The 19,561-nt window shown below is 42.7% G+C and carries 17 protein-coding genes; 11 read left to right on the top strand and 6 right to left on the bottom strand.

What is annotated here, in order from left to right:
* Positions 1–111: 111 nt before the first annotated feature.
* Positions 112–1,293 carry a type I restriction endonuclease gene (locus FTV48_RS01935; protein WP_100329066.1) on the bottom strand — a complete coding sequence of 394 codons (1,182 nt, stop codon included), beginning with the start codon at positions 1,291–1,293 and terminating at the stop codon, positions 112–114.
* Positions 1,294–1,555: 262 nt separating this feature from the next.
* Between FTV48_RS01935 and serC the strand changes: the two genes are divergently transcribed.
* The gene (gene serC, locus FTV48_RS01930; protein WP_005170010.1) at positions 1,556–2,635 is read left to right on the top strand and encodes a 3-phosphoserine/phosphohydroxythreonine transaminase; all 1,080 of its coding nucleotides are present in this window, start codon (positions 1,556–1,558) and stop codon (positions 2,633–2,635) included.
* 593 nt (positions 2,636–3,228) lie between these two features.
* Here the strand turns inward: serC and FTV48_RS01925 are convergent.
* Entirely contained in the window at positions 3,229–4,161 is a 933-nt protein-coding gene (locus FTV48_RS01925; RefSeq protein ID WP_005097639.1) for a hypothetical protein, read from the bottom strand.
* 240 nt (positions 4,162–4,401) lie between these two features.
* Here FTV48_RS01925 and FTV48_RS01920 point away from each other — a divergent pair, with 240 nt between their 5' ends.
* A complete protein-coding gene (locus FTV48_RS01920) occupies positions 4,402–4,887 on the top strand; it encodes a YaiI/YqxD family protein (protein WP_005097638.1) in 486 nt (161 codons plus the stop codon).
* A 12-nt stretch (positions 4,888–4,899) separates the two neighbouring features.
* On the top strand, positions 4,900–5,814 hold the full coding sequence (locus FTV48_RS01915) for a DMT family transporter (RefSeq protein ID WP_179999227.1): 915 nt from the start codon (positions 4,900–4,902) through the stop codon (positions 5,812–5,814).
* A gap of 9 nt (positions 5,815–5,823) precedes the next feature.
* On the opposite strand, the gene FTV48_RS01910 is transcribed toward FTV48_RS01915, so the two are convergent.
* On the bottom strand, positions 5,824–6,387 hold the full coding sequence (locus tag FTV48_RS01910) for a PilZ domain-containing protein (RefSeq protein WP_005097634.1): 564 nt from the start codon (positions 6,385–6,387) through the stop codon (positions 5,824–5,826).
* 26 nt (positions 6,388–6,413) lie between these two features.
* On the opposite strand from FTV48_RS01910, the gene FTV48_RS01905 reads away from it, so the two are divergent.
* The 3 genes from FTV48_RS01905 (at position 6,414) to FTV48_RS01895 (ending at position 10,877) form a co-directional block, all read left to right on the top strand.
* Complete coding sequence (locus FTV48_RS01905; protein WP_005097633.1) at positions 6,414–7,649, top strand: lipoprotein-releasing ABC transporter permease subunit; 1,236 nt, start codon at positions 6,414–6,416, stop codon at positions 7,647–7,649.
* A complete protein-coding gene (gene lolD, locus FTV48_RS01900) occupies positions 7,642–8,325 on the top strand; it encodes a lipoprotein-releasing ABC transporter ATP-binding protein LolD (RefSeq protein WP_005097632.1) in 684 nt (227 codons plus the stop codon). The genes FTV48_RS01905 and lolD overlap by 8 nt, the downstream gene beginning before the upstream one ends.
* An 86-nt stretch (positions 8,326–8,411) precedes the next feature.
* Positions 8,412–10,877 carry a DNA internalization-related competence protein ComEC/Rec2 gene (locus FTV48_RS01895; RefSeq protein ID WP_179999225.1) on the top strand — a complete coding sequence of 822 codons (2,466 nt, stop codon included), beginning with the start codon at positions 8,412–8,414 and terminating at the stop codon, positions 10,875–10,877.
* On the opposite strand, the gene FTV48_RS01890 is transcribed toward FTV48_RS01895, so the two are convergent.
* On the bottom strand, positions 10,866–11,840 hold the full coding sequence (locus FTV48_RS01890; RefSeq protein ID WP_005170027.1) for a lysophospholipid acyltransferase family protein: 975 nt from the start codon (positions 11,838–11,840) through the stop codon (positions 10,866–10,868). The two genes, FTV48_RS01895 and FTV48_RS01890, sit on opposite strands and share 12 nt — an antisense overlap.
* A gap of 126 nt (positions 11,841–11,966) precedes the next feature.
* Here FTV48_RS01890 and sppA point away from each other — a divergent pair, with 126 nt between their 5' ends.
* Positions 11,967–12,989 carry a signal peptide peptidase SppA gene (gene sppA, locus FTV48_RS01885; protein WP_179999223.1) on the top strand — a complete coding sequence of 341 codons (1,023 nt, stop codon included), beginning with the start codon at positions 11,967–11,969 and terminating at the stop codon, positions 12,987–12,989.
* Entirely contained in the window at positions 12,986–13,789 is an 804-nt protein-coding gene (locus tag FTV48_RS01880; protein WP_179999221.1) for an alpha/beta fold hydrolase, read from the top strand. Before sppA ends, FTV48_RS01880 begins: the two co-directional genes overlap by 4 nt.
* 61 nt (positions 13,790–13,850) lie before the next feature.
* Here FTV48_RS01880 and purN read toward each other — a convergent pair whose 3' ends face one another.
* Complete coding sequence (gene purN / locus FTV48_RS01875) at positions 13,851–14,480, bottom strand: phosphoribosylglycinamide formyltransferase (protein ID WP_074383364.1); 630 nt, start codon at positions 14,478–14,480, stop codon at positions 13,851–13,853.
* A 6-nt stretch (positions 14,481–14,486) separates the two neighbouring features.
* Positions 14,487–15,557 (bottom strand): phosphoribosylformylglycinamidine cyclo-ligase, encoded by a 1,071-nt coding sequence (gene purM / locus FTV48_RS01870; RefSeq protein WP_005097626.1) that lies wholly within the window; start codon positions 15,555–15,557, stop codon positions 14,487–14,489.
* Positions 15,558–15,692: 135 nt separating this feature from the next.
* Between purM and cxpE the strand changes: the two genes are divergently transcribed.
* The 3 genes from cxpE (at position 15,693) to rbtA (ending at position 19,552) form a co-directional block, all read left to right on the top strand.
* A complete protein-coding gene (gene cxpE, locus FTV48_RS01865) occupies positions 15,693–16,913 on the top strand; it encodes a chloramphenicol efflux transporter CxpE (RefSeq protein WP_005097625.1) in 1,221 nt (406 codons plus the stop codon).
* 14 nt (positions 16,914–16,927) lie between these two features.
* The gene (gene hda, locus FTV48_RS01860) at positions 16,928–17,632 is read left to right on the top strand and encodes a DnaA regulatory inactivator Hda (protein ID WP_005097624.1); all 705 of its coding nucleotides are present in this window, start codon (positions 16,928–16,930) and stop codon (positions 17,630–17,632) included.
* Between the two features lie 120 nt (positions 17,633–17,752).
* On the top strand, positions 17,753–19,552 hold the full coding sequence (gene rbtA / locus FTV48_RS01855; RefSeq protein WP_005170035.1) for a rhombotarget A: 1,800 nt from the start codon (positions 17,753–17,755) through the stop codon (positions 19,550–19,552).
* Positions 19,553–19,561 lie beyond the last annotated feature (9 nt).

The raw sequence follows: 19,561 nt of genomic DNA, 5'->3' as shown, positions 1-19,561 counted from the left end.
AAGTTGATTTGTGTACATTATAAATCAGTGGTTTGCAGCTCAGTAAGGGGCATGGTTGTAGTATTGTTTATTTTACATCTGTCTAGCATCAAGGACGCTTGCGCGTCCTGACTAACTTAGGGCGGTTCTTTTGAAATTTTCATCATTCATGCAAAAATCTAAACAATCTTTTAAAACCCCTACGGCTCTATAAATATGCTCCGGTTTATCCAGATAAATTTGTCCATTATTTAACACTTCTAGACCCGCTCTATTTAATTCAAGTTTATGTCTCTCATCAATGGGAACAATAAATTGAACAGTAGGACGTTTTCGGTTCACATCATAGCGGAATAACCATCTATTATTTTTACTTTGATACAGAATGGAATAATAGCTCTCCGTATCTTTTCCGGTGAGTTCATGGTCTGGAAAAAGTTCATGGATAATATTTTGTAAGCTTTGTTCATCTACCGTGGTAACAATTCTTTGATTCTGAGGATTTATAATGTCTTGTTGAAGATTTGAGGGAGTCGGCTCTTCTGAAACTTCATCAGTCCTTAATTCAGTTTGTTGCTCAATGGGTTGTGCTGTAATGACGGTGGGTGCAGATAAGCCTTTTAAAACCGTATCGCTAATTGCACGTTCGACTGCTTGTTTAACGAAGGGTTGAATTGATTCAAGGAATTTTGTATTGAGCTGTCTTGGAATATTGGCTTGCTGAGCAACATAACGTACAAAATCAATATCGACTTCATTAATTGATTTTTTGATTACCGCTTTAAACTGTTGGATATACTGATTCTCTTCGGCAAAAAATCGTAATTTTTCTACATGGAAATTATCATGTTTGAATTCTGCTAATTGAGTCAGTTCTTCGGCTTGATGTTTAGTGAAATCAACAACCAGAAAAGGTTTTTCATCCATAATATTTGGATTAATGAGGTCAGTAAAAAAACGCCATTCACGTCCATTGGTAATGACGCCAATGGTCACTCCCAGAGTAGAGTTAAAATATCGGGAGAGTTGTGGTGCGTGATTTGTTAAATTACTTGCATAAGATTTGGCTTCAATAAACATAACCGGTTGACCATTACAATATAGCGCGTAGTCAACGCGCTCTGTTGATTTGACACCAGGAAAATCAGCGGCAAACTCTGCCAGTACTTTCGTTGGATCATAAGGACTGAAGCCTAAAATATCCAGAAGTGGCAATATAAGTGCTTGTTTGGTGGTTTCTTCAGTTGAGCAATGCGCACCGACACGTTTAACATGCTCAATATGTAATTTGAGGCGATTAATAAAGTTATCCATTTTTTCCCTACTTATAATTTTTCAGATTATTTTTTAATCATTGTGAGTTCATCATAATAGTTTTATTTTTAAACTCAAACATTTAATAAAAATAGGCATAATAAGTTTAATTAACCCTATAAATGGTCAACTTATCTTGTGAATCTACATTGATTTTTTGACTGTAATTACAGTTCGAGATTGAAATAATTTTGTGCAAGACCTTGCCAGATATGGTTAAATGCCATCATTTTATTGTGTCTCACATAGATAAGGAAAACTCATGCGCGCGTACAACTTCTGTGCTGGTCCTGCTGCATTACCGACTACCGTACTTGAAAAAGCTCAAGCTGAAATGCTTGACTGGCATGGCAAAGGTCTTTCGATCATGGAAATGAGCCACCGTAGTTCCGACTATGTGGCCGTGGCTGAAAAAGCGGAAGCAGACCTACGCAAACTCATGAATATTCCCGAGAACTACAAAGTATTGTTCTTGCAGGGTGGCGCATCCTTACAATTTTCGGCAATTCCATTGAACTTGCTGGGTAAAAATAACAAAGCGGACTATATCCATACCGGAATCTGGTCTGAAAAGGCCTTGAAAGAAGCGCAACGCTATGGCGATATCAATGTCGTAGAAGCAGGTATCAAAATTGATGCTAAACATGCCATCAGCGCGCAAAACGAATGGAAGCTGTCTGCCGATGCCGCCTATGTGCACTATGCAGACAACGAAACCATTGGTGGTTTGCAGTTTGCTTCTATTCCTGAAACAGATAAGCCCCTTGTTTGTGACTATTCATCAAGCATTTTATCTGCGCCACTTGATGTATCAAAATTTGGTGTGATCTATGCAGGTGCGCAAAAGAATATCGGCCCAGCGGGTTTAACCCTGGTGATTATTCGTGAAGATTTACTGGATCAAGCCAAAGCTGAAATTCCAAGTATCTTAAAATACTCAGATCAAGCCAAAAATGGTTCTATGGTAAATACGCCGTCGACTTATGCATGGTACTTGTCTGGTCTGGTATTTGAATGGTTGCTGGAAAATGGCGGTGTAGAAGCCATGCATAAAGTGAACCTGGAAAAAGCCAATCTGCTTTATGGTTATATCGATCAAAGCGATTTTTATGCCAATCCAATCTTCAAAGAAAATCGTTCAATCATGAATGTGCCATTTACTTTGGCCAATGCAGATCTTGAAAAACAATTCCTGAAAGAAGCAGAAGCCCAGCATTTATTGAATCTTGCGGGTCACCGTTCTGTCGGTGGTATGCGTGCCAGTATTTATAATGCAGTGCCATTAGAGGGCGTACAAGCCTTGGTGAATTTTATGGATGACTTTGCAAAACGCAATGGTTAATCCCTGAAATGTAAAAACCCAGCATAGGCTGGGTTTTTTTATGCATTCGGTTATGTCAGGGAATTTAAAAAATAAAAGTATGCAGGGTAAAGCCGCAGATCAGCATTCCCAACATGAAAAAAAGGCATGACATCATATCAATATTATAGCGAGAGCTAAGATGATGCTCGACCTGGTCTAATGTTTCTTCTTGCACGATTTTCATAGATATTTATTGTCCGATCTATTTATCGTTAATACTATTTGTTGTGAGTATTTTTATCATAAAAAATTGATTAAATAAAGTACATTCTTGATTAAAGTTCATAAATTTTCATTTTATTTAAATATCAGCTTTGGATTTGTCTGAACTTATTCGTATGCGAAATCAAAGTCTTATTTTTACAAGATTTTTAGGATTCGATTGCATGTATAAAATGAATTCATGTGAATTTAACAATGTGGATAACTCGATTTTTTAAATGATTTAAATAGGTTATTAAGCTAGAAAAAATGGGTAAAAAATAATCAAAAAAATAAAATTAAAAACAGAAAATACGGATTAAACAAAGAAGATCCCCATCAAAAAGAAGACCTTCTTTGTTTATTTTAACTTAAGCTGATTTTCTATAAATATTGGCCTGAATCCACAGATTTCCACGAATATATTGACCAATCTGGAAATTTTTATGCTGCTCATTCCGCGTTGCAATCCGGATCAAGGTGGCTGGTTGACCTTCATCATGAATCAGCGTGACATCATACAGGGTATAGTCCTGATCCATAAACTGCATGGCAGTTTTACCGACAATATTGCCCTGAAACCAGGCTTCATCTTCCTGGCCCATGGTTTCACCATAAAGATAAGCCACCATTTTAGAGAAATCTACAGTAACAGGTGCTTTATCTTCTTCTGAGTGTGGCTGCCAGGCATCAATCTGTTCCTGCAAATTATCGGGTGCCACGCCCTGGTTGGCTGCCAGAATATCATTCAAGGCACGGTGATGCTTGATCGAAGCCGGATCATCCACCACCAGATGTTCATGGTCAGCCACTGCTTCAAGCTCATAGGCCCAAGCATTCAGATTCACCACATAGGACTGGTCTTTTTCATAATGCGGATGATTGACGCTATACAGACTATCGAAAGCATAAATAATATTGTTGGCACCCAGATTCAGACGTAATACCGCCTGAGTATTGGATTTGCAGGAAATAATTCGATCGATGGTCGCTTTGACCTGATAAGGACTGTCAAAGCAGGGGAATGCAGTTTTTACGGCCTGTGGCTTATTATTTTCTATGGCGATCACTTGGCTCAATTGCACCGCAGCTTTACTCGGCCCCTGAATCAGCCAGGTATTTTCATCCATATCACATTCTTGTGTGCAAATGCCCATCGGCATAATAGGCGCATCAAGAGCTTTGCCTAACCACTGTGGCACATCTGTACCTGGATTCTCGGTGAGTAATGTCCAGTGTTCGACGTGACTACCGAAATTCTGATCATCAATGGTGATGATCTCTGGGCTATTCTGATTTTTCATATGCACAATTGATCTTGGATGACTTATTTATAGTTAATCGAGGGTCATTACGATTTTTCAAGTCAATCGAATGAATTTTCAAATTAAATGCAGTCAATTTTTTTTCTAGACTGAATCACAGTTACGGCTCAAATCAAATAGATTCAAAAAAACATGAGCGACAGCAGCGATGAAAATGCAACGATTTAATCATCAACCTGATCCTCTCAATTTGCTAGAATACCCAGGATTTATACCTTAATGGGAAACCCTGTGTTGCCATTCAAACTTTGGGTCGATGCTGATGCATTACCCCGTATTTTAAGAGATGTGATTATCCGTGCGTCGGATCGCTATCAGTTGGAAGTGACTTTTGTGGCCAATCAGTCGGTGGGCATTACGCCTTCAGTCCGGATTAATTCAATTCAGGTGATGAGTGGCGCTGATGCTGCAGATAAAGAGATTATTCTGCGCATGAAAGAGCATGATATTGTCATGACCCAAGATATTCCCCTGGCGGCAGAAGTGATTGAAAAGGGCGGGATTGCCATTCATCCACGCGGTGAAGTGTATACCACGGCCAATGTCAAAGCACGTTTACATCTAAGAGACTTTATGGATAGTTTACGTGGTGCCGGTGTGCAAACGGGTGGGCCACCTCCGATTTCAGAGCGGGATAAGCGTGAATTTTCAAGCGCACTGGATCAAACCATTCAAAAACAAAAACGTAAAACATCTGCACTTTAAGAGCAATCGCGCATGTCAACACAAACCAATATGGTTGTGACCTATCTTTTATTGGTTTTTATCTGGGCCACTACACCGCTAGCCATTGTCTGGAGTGTGAGCGATCTGCATCCGCTCTGGGCACTGGCTCTGCGATTTTTTCTGGCATTGCCTTTTGCATTTATCTTGTTGTGGCTGTTTAAAACCCGTTTTCCTGTCGATTCTCTCTCGATGCACAGTTATCTGGCTGGAGCTTGCAGTTTTATTGGCTCGCAGATTTTTACCTATCTGGCCACGGATTATCTCAGCTCAGGCATTATTGCGCTGATGTTTGGTCTGGCACCTATTATTACCGGATTGATTGGCCGTTTCGTGTTTCAGCTCAAGCTCTATCCTTCACAGTGGTGCGGGATGGCGATTGCCCTGACTGGTTTGGCAGTGATTTGTCTCGGTGGTAAAGACCAGCACATTCAGCCAATCGGCATTGGTCTGATGTTACTGAGTGTGTTTATTTATTGTGTTTCGATGTTTTGGGTCAAAAAAGTCAATGCACCTTTACAACCGATGGCGCAAGCGACTGGTTCCATTGCAGTTTCAGCAGTCATGGCCTGTGCCATGTTGCCTTTTATCTGGCAATTTGCGCCAACCCAAATGCCTCAGGCAAAATCACTGATCGGGCTAGGATATGCCGTGGTGATGGCTTCGCTGATTGCCATGTTCTGTTATTTTAAACTGGTACAGAAAATCAGGGCGACCACCTTGTCTTTGACGACGGTATTGACTCCAATGCTTGCTTTATTCGTCGGTGTGCTTTTGAATGATGAAAGCTTGTCGGGTGAGGCCTTAATCGGTGTCGGTATTTTGTTGACGGGTTTATTGTTGTATTTTTCCAGAGAAATTAAAGCGAGCTATGCAGCTCGCCTTCCATCCAGTATTCACAATGACTAAATCAGTGATTTAAGCAAAGTTGGCTTTGACACATTCACCGAGTTTGACGCGGTCTTGTGGGTGCATGGTAATGAAATAAGCACCGGTCCGGAATTTGCTATTTTCTTCTTCACGACTGTAGGCCACTTGGGCGGTTGCCGCAATATGGAAGAAATTTTCCGGGTGGCTTAAAGTCACGTGCAGATAGGTGCCTTCAGTGATGGGGCGGTCACTAAAGAAACTAAAACCGGTTTCCGAAAAGTTCACCTGCTCTGGTACAGGTAACATGCTTTGTACAATTGCGTCATACAAAGAACCGGTAATAAGGTTTAATTTTTGGTTGAATAAGGATAAGATTCGAGCAATTTGTTGATCTTTTTCAGATAATTGTTCTAATTCGTAGTTAACCGCATGATCAAATTGATCTAGCTCTGCAAGTAGTAGAAAATAGCGGGGCAAGACGAAGTTAGAGTCATAAGGATCATTTAAGGCAACATCATCGGAAATAATCTGATAATTAATTCGTAAGGCAGCATCGATGCGAGACATAACGCGTCTTTCCGTGTATCCGTTTGGATGCTGTACATTTTCCATAATTTATTACCTCGGACTAGATGGTTATGTTTAAACCAATCTCGCTGTATATAGGGTTGAAATATACTCGCGCACGGCGTAGTAACCACTTCATTTCTTTTATTGCATTGGTCTCAATGATCGGTCTCACGCTCGGTGTAGCAGTCCTCATTACAGTTTTGTCTGTGATGAATGGGTTTGACCGAGAGTTGAAAAATCGTGTCTTGGGAATGATACCTCAAGCTACTGTTTCTTCAACGCAAATTCTAACAAATTGGCCCGAACTTGCAAAGCAGATTGAGCAGCATGAGCATGTCCAGGGGGTTGCACCATTTACCCAATTACAGGGCATGCTGACGGCACAGGGACAGGTTGCCGGGATTATGGTCAGCGGGATTGAACCCGAGTATGAGAAAAAAGTATCCATTATACAAAACCATATGGTCGAGGGCAGTATTGATAGCCTGAAAAAAGGTGAATTTGGTATTGTTCTGGGTAAGCAGATGACCGATGCCATGGGGGTCGGTTTAAACGATAATATTACTCTGGTATTGCCAGAGGCGACCCCTTCACCAGCAGGTGTGGTGCCTCGTTTCAAGCGCTTTAAAGTGGTGGGAATTTTCAGTATTGGTGCTGAAGTCGACTCGATGATGGGATATATCGCTTTAAATGATGCTTCAACTTTATTGCGCCTACCAGATGGTGCACAAGGCGTGCGTTTAAAACTGGATGATATTTTTGTCGCACCGCAAGTGTCTCAGGAAATCGTGCGGGATTTACCAGCCAACTTCTACGCATCTGACTGGACTTATACTCATGGTAATCTGTTCAGCGCGATCCAGATGGAAAAAGCCATGGTCAGCTTGTTATTATTCCTGATTGTGCTGGTTGCGGCATTTAATATCGTTTCATCACTGGTGATGGTGGTGACGGATAAAAAATCGGACATTGCGATTTTACGGACTTTGGGTGCTTCGCCTGCCACCATTACCAAAATCTTTATGGTGCAAGGCACGGTGATTGGGGTGATTGGGACATGTGCCGGCGCAATCCTCGGGATTATTGCAGCGACCAGTATCAGTAGCTTTATCGGCTGGTTAAACAATACTTTGGGTCTGAATATGTTTGATGCCTATTTTATCAATTATCTACCTTCTTATTTACGCTGGCAGGATGTCTTGGTGATTGTCGGCTTGTCATTGGCCTTAAGTTTTGTCGCGACGATTTACCCCGCTTTACGTGCAGCAAAAATTCAACCGGCAGAGGCTTTGCGTTATGAGTAATCTGATTTTAGATGCCCAGAATATTCACAAATCCTTTACCGATGGCAAAGCCACCGTCGATGTGATTCGAGGCTTGTCGCTGCAGGTCAAAGCAGGTGAGTTTGTCTCGATTGTCGGTTCGAGTGGTTCTGGTAAAAGTACCTTATTGCATGTTTTGGGTGGACTGGATCGACCAACATCAGGGCAAGTGATGGTCAATGGTCGCCGTTTCGATACCTTGTCCGAAGCAGAGCGTGGCTATGTGCGCAATGAACATTTGGGTTTTGTGTATCAGTTTCATCACCTGTTGCCAGAGTTTACGGCACTGGAAAATGTAGCCATGCCCCTGATGCTCCGCGATAATGTGAAGTTTAAAGAAGCCAAACAGCAGGCTGAATACTTGCTGGAGCGGGTTGGTCTTTCGCATCGTCTGACACATAAGCCAGGTGAATTATCTGGAGGTGAGCGCCAGCGTGTGGCCTTAGCGCGTGCAGTGGTGGGCAAACCTAAACTGATGATGGCGGATGAACCGACCGGAAATCTGGATCGTAAGACTGCAGCAAAGATTTTTGAACTGCTCACCGAATTGCAACGTGAATTCAATATGGCGATGCTGATTGTGACGCATGATGAACAACTGGCACATGCTGCAGACCGAATTTTACATATGCAGGATGGTCTGTGGGTCACACCCTAAATCAAGAGAATATTCGCATTTGATTGAAGCTCACTCCGGTGGGCTTTATTATTGGGTGAAATAATAACCATAAAGAATAAGATCCAATGTTGCAGTGGCTGTGTATCGGCTGGATTTTAGGTCTGGCCTGTATGGGGAAAAGTTTTCTGTCTGTTCAACTGAGCAGCACGGTCGTTCTAATCGCGGTATTACTGTGGTATCTGGGTTGCCGTAAATTAAAGCACATTTTCAACACACCATTCAGTAATTTGGTCATGACTGGTTCAAGCCTGTTGTTAGGATTATTTCTAGGCCATGGCTATGCCAATCTGCAACTGTCTGAACGCTTGTCGACGCGTGAACATGAAGTCTCCGAAAAACAGATCGTGGTGCATATCAAAGACCTGAATAAGCTTGGTGAGCAGAATATCCAGCAAGCTCTGCATGTGCTCAGTCCTGATGGCAGTACAGTTAAATGGATGGGCTTTTTGCCTGTCCAAGAACCCGTGACTCAATCCAGTTTGATAAATACGCAGATAAAGCAGCACTCCCTTGAATTTGGACGATATTACTTAATTCAAGGCCAAATCCGACCTCATCATAGTTATGCCACCCCCGGATCTTTTGACGCTGAAAAGTGGGCATTACAGCAAAATATCATGGCCGGTTTCCGAATCAAGAGCATTCAGGAGTTACAACCGCAACAACTTTATGCGCTTGGTCATGGCAAATATTTACGCCAGCAGCAAAATTTAAGTCCGCGAATTTTACTTTGGGTAGAGCGGCAGCGACTGGCATTAAGAGAATTCGTAGCCAGGCAACCCGTACAGCATAAAGGTTTGTTATTGGCCTTATTAAGCGGTGATGAAAGCCTGTTAGATCCGGCGACAGAGCGACAATTCCAGCGTTTTGGTATGAGCCATTTATTAGCCATTTCCGGGCCGCACGTTCTGATCTTTGCCTTGATGGTCTGTGGTACTTTGCAATATCTGATTTCAAGATTTATGCCGCATATTTATCTGAAATGGCCAAGGCAGTATTTTTTGAGCCTGCCTTTTTTACTATGTGTCTTGCTGTACTGCGCCTTTGTGGGCTTTGAAATTCCAGCGCTACGCACTTTATTGATCTGCGTGATTGTGACCTTTACCTTGTTGCTCAGGCAAAATGTGCAAGCTTTAAAATTACTGATTCTGAGTGCTGCCTTATTATTGCTCTTTGATCCTTTCAGTATTTTGTCGGCTGCATTCTGGCTGTCTTATGGGGCCTGCTTTGTTTTGCTGCGAATCTATCAGACCATTCAGCAGCAACCGCGTCAGACAGAACAAACCTTATTACAACGGCTATATTTTGCGTTGAAAGTGCTGCTGGAATCACAATGGAAAATCTTTCTGGCGCTATTTCCCTTGATGATGCTGTTTTTTAAGCAAATCGCCTGGATTACCCCATTCAGTAACCTGGTCGCGATTCCATGGATTGGGCTGCTGATTGTGCCTATAGATATTCTGGCGGCTTTGTTGTTTTTTATTTCAGAGCCACTTTCCAGTGTGGTATTTCAATTGAATGATGTTTTCATTCACATGCTGCTGGCATTTCTGGATCTGCTTGATCGGCTGTTTGCTCCACAACTGATTCCGGTGGCGATGAATGTCTGGATGATTGCGCTGTGTATTCTGGCCTTAATGATTGTATTTTTACCGCGTGGCCTATTGCCCAAAAGCTGGACGGCGCTTGCCTGTGTGCCGCTGTGTATTCCTCAGCTCAATCAGCATGCATTTCAGCTCTCTATTCTGGATGTGGGGCAGGGACAAGCAATTTTTCTTCGGGATGGAGCACGCAGTATGATGATCGATATGGGTGGCTATTATGATGAAGAAAAATTCAGTATCGGTCGACAGGTGATTCTGCCATTTCTGTCTGTGCAAGGTGTGGGTAAGCTGGATCAACTGATTTTAACCCATCTGGATCAAGATCATAGTGGCGCTTATCACAGTATTAAACATCAATTGAAAATTAAAGAGGTATCGTCCAATCAGATTCCTGAAATAGCGCACTCCTCCCGTTTTCAGTTCTGTCATCAAGGTCAGCAGTGGCAATGGTCTGAAGATATTCAGTTTAAAATTCTGGCACCTCGGCAGCAGCAGTTAAATACAGCCCATTTCAATAAAAATGAACGGTCTTGTGTGGTATATCTGCAAGTTAAAAATGCCGGGCCTTATCAAAATTTTTTACTCATGGGCGATGCGGGTTGGGAGACTGAGTATCAGCTGCTCCAAGATTATCCTGAGCTTAAAGTTGATGTGCTGGTGCTTGGACATCATGGCAGTCAGCACAGCTCAGCCTATCAGTTTTTAGAAGTTTTACAGCCTAAACTGGCAATTGTTTCGGCAGGGAAATTTAACCGTTATGGCCATCCGAGCCAATTGACTCAGCAGCGGCTCAAAGCCCTCAATATTCCGTTACTGAATACGGCAGAGCAGGGTAGTCTGCACTTTCAGCAACAAGACTCAAAACTGGTACTTTCAGCCGAACGACATCAATGGCAATGGTTATATCGTCAGCCTTTAAGTCGCTGATTCTAGAGCGGGCGAAGCTTCATGTAATTCCTGAGTTCTTAACGCATTTACTTTGCCTAAAGCCTGTTCATGCTCCAGTGTATAAAGATTGCCCAAGCCCTGATGTGCATTAAAGCGTTTATAGCTCCAGTGATAATGTTCAGGATGGCGACGGATTAAATTTTCAATACTATTGATAATGACTTGCGTGCCCTGATTGGCATTGCCACTATAAATTTTTTCGTCGATCGCTTCGATAAAGATATCAAAACCATCTTCAGTATTACGCAGGGCATATAAAAACAGAGCACGGGCTTTGGTCTTTTGAATCAGCTTGGCACTTAAATTACTGGTGGCCAAAGGCACGCCAAAATACGGAATATACTCACCACCCACATTGGGCGTATGATCTGGCAAAATCACGGTGGTGCCGCCTTGTTTTAAGGCCTTAAAGATCTGACGGACACCGGATTCATCGGTCGGTACCAGATGTGCCTGTTCACGGCTACGGGCAGCCCGTACAAATTGATCCGCAGTCTGATTTTTTACAGGTTTGTACATAATGGTCATGGCGGTAAACTGGGCAACATAGGCATTCATAATTTCCCAGGTACCAAAATGCGGCACAATTAACACCAGACCTTTATTCTGTGCCAGTGCCTCATGAAGGAGATCTTCGCCAATAACGCGATGCACACGTTTGATATTTTTTTGATTGCTTGAGCCCCAAATGGTAAAGAACTCGAAATATGACATTAATTCATTGCGAACCGCGGCACGGTTAATACGTTCACGTTCATTATCAGACAGTTCAGAGAGACTGATTTCTAGGTTCAGGCGAATGACTTCCGAGGTTTTCGTGACTTTGAAACTGTTTACAATAAAGGCCAGGATGCGAGCCATCCATCGAGAAACTGGAAGCGGTTGGCGGCTAATGTATTTGAGTAAACCGTAAGCTGAATTCCGTGAGTCCTGTTTCGTCATTGATTTCGTCTAAGTACAATAAAAAGAGAACAAAATTTATTATAGGCGAAAACGTTTTGTTTAGACAGAATTACCCGATTCAGTGTATATAATGGGTTCAATATAAATCAATTTATTGGATTATTTATGTCCGATTGGCCACCAAAACCTGAAAATCAAATACAAAATACACAACAGCCAGTTCAACCGACTGGTCCGGAGTGGAAATTGCTGGAAAAAGCGGTTTTAGCTTCGGTTGAAGAGCAGCGTCGTGCGCGCCGTTGGGGAATTTTCTTTAAATTCCTGACTTTTGCTTATCTGCTTGTGGTGATTTTGGCACTCGGCAAGAGCTGTAGTTCAGTTTCCTCAGATGCCAGCGCTGGCGCAGGTGCTCATATTGCCGTCGTCGATATTATTGGTACGATTGCTGCCGACAAGCAGAGTGTCAACAGTAGCAATACGATTAAATCGCTGACAAAAGCTTTTGAAAATAAACAGAGTAAAGCCGTAGTGCTGAATGTCAACTCGCCGGGTGGTTCACCGGTACAGTCCGATGAAATCTGGCAAGAAATTCAGTATTTGAAAAAGCAGTATCCCGAGAAAAAACTCTATGCAGTGATCGGTGATACCGGTGCTTCAGGTGCTTATTATATCGCTTCTGCTGCGGATGAGATCATTGTCAATCCATCGAGTTTAGTCGGTTCGATTGGTGTGATCATGCCAAATTATGGCGTGAGTAATTTGCTGCAAAAGCTTGGTGTTGAAGATCGCACCATGACTTCAGGTGACAATAAAGCCTTGCTGTCGATGACTCAACCAGTCGATCCTGCACAAAAAGCCCATGTACAAGGTGTCTTGGATAATGTGCATAGTCACTTTATTAATGCGGTAAAACAGGGGCGTGGTAATAAACTGAAATCAACCGATCCTACGATTTTCTCTGGTTTGTTCTGGACCGGTGATCAGGCGGTGAAACTAGGAATCGCAGATCGGATCGGAAGTTTAAATACCTTGAAGCGCGAACTGAAAACTGAAAGAGCCTTGAATTATACCATTGAATATAGTCCATTTGAGTCCGTATTGGGTCGCATGGGCTCATCGATTGGTGACGGAATTGCCACTTCAGTTGCGCAGAAACTTCAGTCAGAAAACAGTACGACATTGCAATGAAACCATTGATTCATTTCGCGCACGCCAATGGCGTGCCATCGAAAGTCTATCAAAAGCTGTTTGATGGACTGCAAGATGATTACGATATTATCTATGTGCCGCTCTTAGGGCCTGATAAACGTTATCCAGTGGATAACCATTGGAAAAGCCTGACTCGGCAAGTGATTGACAGTATTGTGCGTCAGTCAAAAGGTCGACCGGTGATTGGCTTGGGACATTCTCTAGGATCAGTATTAACTTTCCAGGCTACCTTGCAGCGTCCCGAACTGTTTTCGCAGATGATCATGCTGGACCCGCCGATGATTATGGGTAAAGAAGCCTTTGCCTTGCATCTTGCGAAAACTTTGCGCTTAAAAGCTTTGGACAGAATGTCTCCGGCAGGCCTGTCCAAGCGCCGTCGTGATCATTGGGATTCACGTGAACAGGCAGCAGCGTTGTTGCGTCCTAAAGGTTTTTATCAAGACTTTGATGCCGATTGCTTCCAGGCCTATATTGAGCATGCCTTGCAAGATGATCCGATTCGGGGCGGAGTAGAACTCACCATCCCTAAAAAGGATGAAGTGGCCGTGTTTAGAACCAATCCCTCACTGTGGTGGTTGCCTCAGGCGAAACCGAAAGTTCCGGTACATTTGGTCGTGGCTGAGCAAGGTCCATTTCTGGCCCGCAAGTTCCCGCAGCAGGTCGAAAAGAAATTTGGTATTCCTTTTACCGTGGTAGAGGGAGGACATATGTTTCCATTGGAACAACCCGATCAGGTAGCGGACTTGGTAAAGCAATTGATTCAGCAACAATCTGTTTGAATCATTAAAAAGAGAATATAAAAAACGCATCCGAGGATGCGTTTTTTATATTTAAATGATGTTAAAACTTGCAGAATTGAACAGGTTCTTGCATTTTCTCGTTTCGATATAGCACACCGTCTTCAGTGTATTGAATCGCACCGCTGCAAATCCATTCTACGACTTGAGGATAGATTACATGTTCAAGGCTATGCACACGCATTGCCAAACTGTCTACCGTATCGTGGTGAGAAACCTTGAGCACACCTTGAGCAAGCGCTTGGCCTGCGTCAAGTTCAGCCGTGACATAATGCACCGTACAGCCGTGCAGAACATCACCGGTATTGAGTACACGCTGATGGGTATGCATGCCTTTGTAATAAGGCAATAGAGAAGGGTGAATGTTCAACATTTTCCCCTCCCAGGCTTTTACAAATTTTTCACTTAAAATTCGCATAAAGCCGGCAAGTACCACCAGATCCGCATCCCAGTCCAGCAGTTGCTGATGCATCACATCATCAAACGCTTCTCGGTTTGGATATTGCCTGTGTTCAATAACTGCAGTTTGAATTCCTGCTTGTTGCGCACGCGTTAAAGCAAAGGCTTCAGGTTTATTGGAAATCACGCCGACAATTTGCCCTGAAAGATTGGCATCAATCAAGGCTTGTAGATTTGATCCGCTACCTGAAACAAGTACAGCAATTTTAATCATGCGAAATTATGCGAAGATCACACGAATTTTTTCGTCTGCACCTGCAACCGATTCAGCATTGTCTTGAATCTGACCCATTGTCCATGCTTTCTCACCAAGACCGTTGAGTAATTCAACAGTTTTGTCAGCTTCATTTGCATCAACCACAAGCACCATGCCGACGCCACAGTTAAAGGTACGATACATTTCAAACTGCTCTACACCGCCTTCACGTTGTAGAAGTTTGAATAGCTCAGGCCATTCCCAAGAAGATTCATTCACAAGCGCTTGAGCACCATTTGGAAGGACGCGAGGTAAGTTACCTGGCAAACCGCCACCGGTGATGTGCGCCATGGCATGTACATCGACATGTTTAAGCAATTCGAGAATCGATTTGACATAAATACGGGTTGGTTCCATTGCAACATCTGCAAGTGGGCGACCATCAACGATTTGAGTTAAATCAACATTTTTCACGTCTAGAATTTTACGAAGCAGTGAGTAACCGTTTGAGTGCGCACCTGAAGAAGCAACACCAACTAAAACGTCACCGGCTTTGACTTTAGAGCCATCAATAATTTTGCTTTGCTCAACGACACCGACACAGAAACCTGCAAGATCGTAATCTTCGCCTTCATACATGCCTGGCATTTCAGCAGTTTCACCGCCGACCAGTGCACAGCCAGCAAGCTCACAACCAGTACCGATACCAGTGACAACATTTGCAGCAACATCCACATTCAAATGACCAGTTGCATAATAGTCGAGGAAGAACAGTGGTTCAGCACCACACACGAGAAGGTCGTTAACACACATTGCCACCAGGTCTTGACCAATGGTGTCATGACGGTTCAAATTCAATGCTAAACGTAATTTTGTACCCACACCATCTGTGCCAGATACGAGAACAGGTTCTTCATAACCTTTAGGAATTTTACAAAGTGCACCAAAGCCACCTAGACCGCCCATAACTTCGGGACGTGAGGTACGCTTAGCGACAGATTTGATACGATCGACTAACGCGTCGCCCGCTTCAATGTCGACACCTGCATCTTTGTAGCTTAAACCAGTATTTGGGGTAGAAGTTGAGTTGCTCATAATGAAGTCTCCGCATTCGCGGTGGCGATTATAACCTGAATATATAAAACTCTTATGGTATTTCTGATCTAAAATGCTATCTTTATTGAAATATTTTAATTTTTAGAATGATTAATAGAGAAAAGGCGAAACTTTATGGTAGATCGCACATTGCGTCGCGTGTTTATCCTAGCTGGGATAGCTTTATTGTTATGGACTTTATACTTATTAAAACCCGTTGTAATTCCATTTGTTGCAGCACTTTTAGTGGCTTATCTATTTAGCCCGCTGGTGGATAAATTGCATGATGTGGGTCTGCCGCGTTGGCTTTCTATTAGTATCGTTTTTATCGGAATCGGAATTGTACTGACCTTGGCCATCTGGTATTTAGTGCCACTGATCTGGCAACAGTTGATGTATGCACGTGACAATATACCCGCGATCATTGGATGGATTAATTCGACCTTTTTACCATGGTTGTCCAATACCTTTAATGTCGTTGAAATGGAAATTGATACCAATCAGATTTCTGATGTGGTCATGAATTATGTACAAACCAATTATAGCGCAGACAGTATTCAGGCATTCTTGTTACGCCTTGCTCAATCCGGAATTAATTTTCTCCAGATTGGCGGTACGATTGTCTTAATTCCCATCATTGCCTTCTATTTTCTGCTGGATTGGGATCGTATGCTGGGGAGTTTGCGCCGCCTGATTCCACGTCCTTATGAAAAAAGTACACTAAAAATTGTAGGCGAATGTCATAGCGTGCTGGGTGCTTTTGTTAAAGGGCAGTTTCTGGTCATGATCTTGCTGGGAATTGTCTATGCGGTGGGCTTGCAACTGATTGGTCTTGAAGTTGGATTGATTATTGGTATGGTGGCAGGTCTGGCCAGTATTATTCCTTATCTGGGCTTTGCAGTCGGTATTATTGCAGCGGTGATTGCGACCTTACTGCAATTTGGGATTGACTGGTGGCAACTGGTATTGGTCGGCATTGTGTTTATGGTCGGACAGGCAGTTGAAGGTTATATTCTGCAACCATTCTTGCTGGGCGATAAAATTGGTCTTTCTCCTGTTGCCGTAGTATTTGCCGTATTGGCAGGTGCACAGCTGGCAGGCTTCCTGGGAATGCTGATTGCATTACCGGTGGCAGCCGTGATTGTGGTACTACTGCGGCATGTACGCGAGTACTATGAACACACAACATTTTATGGCGATCGGGCCATTGTGATGCAAGATGCCTCTACTGGTTCAATCAATATCGAAACAGCAGACTTAGATGTTGATATTGAAATGAAAAAGCCAGAGAAAAAACCGCTGCAAGCAGAGGAGAACTCAAGTAAAATTCATGATCCCCATGGTAGAGACTCATAAGGCCAAAAAATCATATGCGTCAATTGCAGTTAGATATAGAACCTCAGCTCGATGCCCGAATCAGTGATTTTTCAGGGCCAGGTTGGGGGCATGTGATTGATGCAGTGCGTCAATTACATGCAGGCTTAATCAGCCGTTTTTATGTCTATGGTGGGGCGGGTACAGGGAAAAGTCATTTATTGTCTGCTATCTGTGACTCTTATCTTGAAGTAGGGAAATCTGCGATTCAGGTATCTTTACTTGAGCTTCTAGATGCCCCGACCGAGGCGATTACCTCGCTGGATCGTTTTGATCTGGTCGCACTCGATGATATTGAAGCGATTAGTGGTGTGCCGCATTGGCAGCGCGCAGTCTTTCATCTGATTAATTATAATAATGAAGGCGGCGGACAGTTGGTATTTTCTTCACGCTTTGCGCCGATTGAACTTAAGCTTGAGTTACCAGATCTACAGTCACGCTTAACACAAGCGGTGAGTACCCGTGTGCCGAGTGGTAGTCTCTATGCTGATCGTTATGCGCTGGTTTCATCCGTACTAGATCGTCGGGGGATTCATTTAGATCCTCAAATTTTTGACTATTTACTGAGTCATGGGCCACATCAAACTTCGGTACTTCTTCAGAGATTAGAGCAAATTATTCAACTGCTTAAAGGAGAAAAACTGAAGGTCAGCAATGCCAATCTGCGACAGATTTATGCCTTGATTGACGAATATCGGTAAATCATAAAAATTCTTGAGTAATTACTCAGTCTATGCCACAGTAAGGCAAAATAATTCACAGTTGCAAGGATTCTGCAACTTTAGAAGAAAAAGAAAGAAATAAAAATTAAGGAGAAGGTTATGCTCAAGAAGAGCATAGGCATGGCTTTGCTGTGTATGGCAGGGCAGGCGTATAGTGCAGATATTATTGTAACCACGACAGAAGATATTGAAAAAGATGACAAGGAATGTTCACTTCGAGAAGCCGTTGAATATATTAACCGGGGCTTAGCCAAAGAAGGTTTTATGGGATGTGGTGGAGAAAATTCATCCAGTACCATTATTTTAAAAGAAAAAAATACTTATGTGCTCAATAAGCATATAGCAATCAAAAAATCTCTAAGCATTCGGTCTGTAGCTGATAGCGATGAAGAATTCAGTACAACTGAAAAAACACTGGGTCTGCATAATGCCCATATTCAAATGCAAGGAACTGACAATCTATTTCGCCTTAACAGCACAGATACACTAGTTCAGCTTAACTTAAAAGAACTAGACCTCGAAGGCTGTGGCAAAGTCAGTTGTGCTGAACAAGGTGGTCTGATTCATAATAAAGGCCAAGTGGTGGTTGAATATAGCCGTTTATTTAATGGTGCAGCCAATTTGGGTGGGGCAATTTATAATACGGGACAATTTGGTCAGAACTTTCTCAGTCGTGTTGAAATTAAAAATAGCCTGATTGAAAATAACAAAGCACAACGAGGTGGCATTTTATATAGCGAGTTGCCCGCTTTCCTTATCAGGCAAAGTGTCCTTAAAAATAACCAGACCTTAAATAACTCGGCGGCCAATATTTATAGCGCCGGGCAGTTTGCTGACACAGAGAATCTTCAAAACATTAGTGCCGAAGTATTAAGTAGTACCCTATTAAAAAATAAGGGGACACTCATTAATGTCATGGACGGGATGGGATTAAATAACCTAACGATCGTTGATAATGCTGATACTGCTTTACGTATGAATGCCCCGGCTGGCAGGGCTTATGTGGCAAATAGTATTATTTTAAGAAATGGTGCACAGGACTGCCAAATTGAAAACGGCGATAAAACCCTGATTCAAAACAATCTGCTGACTGTGTCCTGCGGTACAGGGGATGCTGTTGCTCCAAATGAGCTTTGGAATGGTACACAAATCTTAGCCGAAGCTTCAAATAAGAGTGAAGGTGTTTGTCAAACCTTGAGTGAAAATAGCACAGCCATACTTTGTCCATACAGCGTTGCTAAAGGGCAATTTCTTGGTTATATGCGTCCACGTATTTTATTAAGTCATAATCAGGTCAGCGACTCATCTATTGTAAATAGAGGTACAGCGCTTAATCTTGCAGCCCCGACAGTGGCATGTGAAGCTGCTGACCAGCGTGGTATCAACCGTTTAATGGATAATCTGTTCTGTGACCGTGGTGCGATTGAAATCACTGTGCCAACCTCAGGGAGTCTGGTTGGACAAGACCTGTTAAAAGGTGAAATTGCCAAATTTTCAATTGAATCCTTTTTGGGTGATAGTGATTTAATTCCAAAAGAACAATGCAATGTCATAGTTGGTCAACAGCCGACAGGTGAGCCTTGGCAAGATGGATGTTTGAAAGTTGTGCAAACTAAAACAGAATCCAAAGGTAAAACACGTATCGATATTCATGGCAATGTGGTGTATACCCCAGATTCGACTTGGCATGGGGCAGATATCTTCGAGCTGCAAGTGGTAACCACATCCACGCGATTTAATAAAAGTAAACCTTATCTGACCATTACCACTCAAATCGTGCAGGAGCCAAAAAATGAAATGGAAGACAAATCAGTCAAAACTTCAGGTGGTGCATGGGGCTTTGGTGGGCTACTGATTTTAATTGGGTTAATGGGTTTGCGCCGTGAATTAAAAGATTAAGGAAAAATC

It is taken from the genome of Acinetobacter sp. YH18001 (assembly GCF_013416975.1).
Classification (GTDB): Bacteria; Pseudomonadota; Gammaproteobacteria; order Pseudomonadales; family Moraxellaceae; genus Acinetobacter; species Acinetobacter pseudolwoffii.
Note: the sequence above shows the minus strand (reverse complement) of the source record. Positions and strands in the feature narration are given on the sequence as shown.